We start from the raw sequence: 3,757 nt of genomic DNA, 5'->3' as shown, positions 1-3,757 counted from the left end.
GAGTGGGGGGAGTAGGGGGAGTAGGGGGAGTAGAGAGATTTTTTATCTTTCTATTACCTATTACCTATTACCTATTATTACCTATTACCTTGTTTAAACTTCGCAACTTAATTCACCGGCTTTTTTGGTAAAACGACGATTTTCTCGATAATCTACCCGACAATCTATGACTGCTGGCACATCTTGCGCGAGCGCTTCTTTCAGTAAGGGAATAAAATCCGCAACGGATTCGACGCGATAACCTTTTAATCCCATACTTTCGGCAAATTTGACGAAATCAGGATTACCAAAATGGACAAAAGATGAGTTACCTGGACCAAATTGATTTTCTTGCTTCCATTCAATTAAACCATAGCCACCGTCATTAAAAATCAGGGTAACAAATGGTGTTCCGACTCGCAAAGCTGTTTCTAATTCTTGACAATTCATCATAAAACCACCGTCACCAGTGGCAGCGACAACTTTACGATCTGGGTGAACTAATTTTGCGGCTAATGCACCGGGGATAGCAATACCCATAGCGGCAAAACCATTGGAAATAATACAAGTGTTGGGACTATGACAATGATAATGTCTAGCAATCCACATTTTATGGGCGCCAACATCGGAAATTACAATATCATCTGGTCCCATAACTTGCCGCAGGTCATAAATTAATTTTTGCGGTTTAATAGGAAATTCATCATCTTTGGCGTATTCTTCGTAATCAGCGCGAATGTTAGAACGCAAGCTAATAGAATAGGGATTGGGTTTATTGTGTCTGTCTGCTAATTTTAATATTTCATTGAGGGAATCAGAAATATCACCAACTATTTCTACTTGGGGAATATAACTACTATCAATTTCTGAAGAAGTTGCCGCAATATGAATAATAGGAATTGTTCCTTCAGGATTCCATTTTTTGGGAGAAAATTCAATTAAATCATAGCCAATTGCTATGACTAAATCTGTATTATCAAAGCCACAGATAATGAAATCTCGTTGTTGTAATCCCACAGACCAAAGTGCTAAAGGATGAGTATAGGGAATAACTCCTTTACCCATAAAAGTATTAACAACGGGAATATTCATTTGGGTGGCAAATTGCGTGACTGCATCACTAGCATGGGCGCGAATTGCACCATTTCCAACTAAAATGATGGGATTAACGGCTTGGGAAATTGCCCCGGCTGCGGCGCGAATACTGGCAAAGGAAGCATAGGTTTTTTCACTATTATCCTTATTTAAAGGTTTGCCTTCTACGGGCATTGCCGCAATATTTTCTGGTAAGTCAATGTGAACTGCACCGGGTTTTTCTGTTTGCGATCGCTTGAAGGCTTTTCTCACAACTTCCGGTGTAATACTTGGTCTGACAATCTGTTTATTCCACTTAGTAACTGGAGCAAACATTGCCACTAAATCCAAATATTGATGGGATTCAATGTGCATTCTATCTGTTCCCACCTGCCCAGTAATTGCCACTAATGGCGCACCATCTAAGTTAGCATCTGCAACTCCTGTCATTAAATTAGTTGCCCCAGGTCCAAGGGTAGAAAGGCATACTCCGGCTTTACCTGTTAACCTCCCATAAACATCAGCCATGAAGGCTGCACCCTGTTCATGACGAGTGGTAATAAATTGAATTGAGGATGTTTTTAAGGCTTCTAAAACGTGCAAATTCTCTTCACCAGGGAGTCCAAAAACATATTGTACTCCTTCATTTTCTAAACACTGTACTAATAATTCTGCGGTATTCATAATTTTGGTAATTGGTAATTGGTAATTGGTGATTGGTAATTGGTGATTGCTTAATTTTCTTCTTCCCTTCTTTCTTCTTACTCCTGATAGCGCAGCGTGGCGTTAGCCATACTCCTGAATGGGCGCAGTCCCTGCGCCCCTACCTCCTGATAGCGCAGCGTGGCGTTAGCCATACTCCTGACTCCTTAGTTCACCCAAACAGTTTTCACATTCACAAATTCATGTAAACCTTGAATACTCAACTCCCTACCGTAGCCAGAACGCTTAATGCCCCCAAAGGGTAGACGGGGATCTGATTTAACCATGCTGTTAATAAATACTGCACCAGCTTCAATTTCTTGAATTAGGCGATTTTGTTCTTCTGTATTTGTTGTCCATGCACTTGCACCCAAACCAAAGGGACTATCATTAGCTAATTTAATTGCCGCTTCGATATCAGGAACTCGGAATAATAATGCCACAGGCCCAAAAAATTCCTCTTGGGCAATTGGTTTATCTACAGGAATATCTATGATAATTGTGGGTGGATAAAAGTTCCCCGGCATTTCTGTTAAAGGATGTCCACCTGTGAGGACTTTACCACCACTTTTTACCGCATTTTTAACTTGTTGGTCTAATTCTTGGAGAATATCGGGAGTTGCCAATGGTCCCAAATCTGTATCTGCTGCCATTGGATTACCAATTTTCAACGCTTGAAATTTTTCTACCAGCAGTTTTTCAAATTGATCAGCCACAGATTCAGCAATTATAAAGCGTTTCGCTGCAATACAAGATTGTCCATTATTTAACATTCTCGCTGTTACTGCGGTGCTAACTGCTGTTTCTAAATCGGCACTTTCTAAAACAATAAATGGGTCACTACCCCCCAATTCTAAAACAGTTTTTTTAATTTGTTTCCCAGATGCAACCGCGAGGGATATACCTGCTGGTTCACTACCGGTTAAAGTAGCAGCTTTGACGCGATCATCAGCCATCAAATTGGCAACTTGGGCAGCACCAATTAACAATGTTTGAAATACACCTTTGGGAAAGCCGGAACGGTTGATAATATCTTCGATCGCCAGGGCGCACTGTGGCACGTTGGAGGCGTGTTTGAGTAGTCCTACATTGCCCGCCATGAGGGCAGGTGCAGCAAACCGAAAAACCTGCCAAAATGGAAAATTCCAAGGCATGACAGCGAGAATTACCCCTAAAGGTTGATATTTTATAAAACTATGACTGGCATCGGTTTCAATGGGGACATCAGCGAGAAAATTGGCGGCATTTTCGGCATAATAGCGACAAACCAGGGCGCATTTTTCAACTTCTGCGATCGCCGCTTTTAATGGTTTACCCATTTCCAGGGTCATCAATTTCCCTAAATCTGGCTTTTCTTGGTCTAAAATAGTTGCTGCTTGTTCTAACCAGTGCGATCGCTCTAGAAAACTCGTCTGACGATATTCTTCAAAAGACTTTCCTGCTAAATCCAACTTGGCAAGAATTTCTGTATCTTTTAGTGGCTCAAAAGTTTTGAGCGTTTCCCCAGTGGTGGGATTAATAGTAGCTATAGCCATAACCTGACCCCCCATTAAAAAATAGTTTGAGGTAGTTTACCAGTCTTACACACATTCACTACAGAAGCTAACACGAAAATTGACTTGGAGAGAAAATAATGAAAATAATTTGTCATTAAATCAATACCTCGCCAATTTGCCAAATAGTATGCCAAAAGCCCATAAAATTGTCACAATATCAACAGGATTTTTGGATAATATTGTAAATTACGCTCTATTCCAGATTACCCACTAGTACCGCAAGGCGGAAGTCAAAAGTCAAAAGTCAAAAGTCAAAATGAAGACAGTATAGTCTTTTGGAGGATTTAGAATAGTTGGTTTATTTACGCCGTTTTGTACTAGTAGTTAGTCAAATTTATTTTGACGGGTAATGATCGGAAAAAACTTCTGTTCTTCCCTCCCCCACCTCCCCTACCTCCCCTACCTCCCCTACCTCCCCCACCTCCCCTACCTCCCCTACCTCCCTG

At 41.0% G+C, this 3,757-nt stretch carries 2 protein-coding genes; both read right to left on the bottom strand.

Annotated features, from left to right (window positions below):
* Positions 1-93: 93 nt before the first annotated feature.
* Positions 94-1,737 (bottom strand): acetolactate synthase large subunit, encoded by a 1,644-nt coding sequence (locus IQ228_RS23100; protein ID WP_027403620.1) that lies wholly within the window; start codon positions 1,735-1,737, stop codon positions 94-96.
* 185 nt (positions 1,738-1,922) lie between these two features.
* Complete coding sequence (locus IQ228_RS23095; RefSeq protein WP_027403621.1) at positions 1,923-3,290, bottom strand: NAD-dependent succinate-semialdehyde dehydrogenase; 1,368 nt, start codon at positions 3,288-3,290, stop codon at positions 1,923-1,925.
* Positions 3,291-3,757 lie beyond the last annotated feature (467 nt).

Origin of the sequence: Dolichospermum sp. LEGE 00246 (genome assembly GCF_015207865.1) — a bacterium.
Taxonomy (GTDB): Bacteria; Cyanobacteriota; Cyanobacteriia; order Cyanobacteriales; family Nostocaceae; genus Dolichospermum; species Dolichospermum heterosporum.
This window is presented reverse-complemented; position numbering and strand designations above follow the sequence as displayed.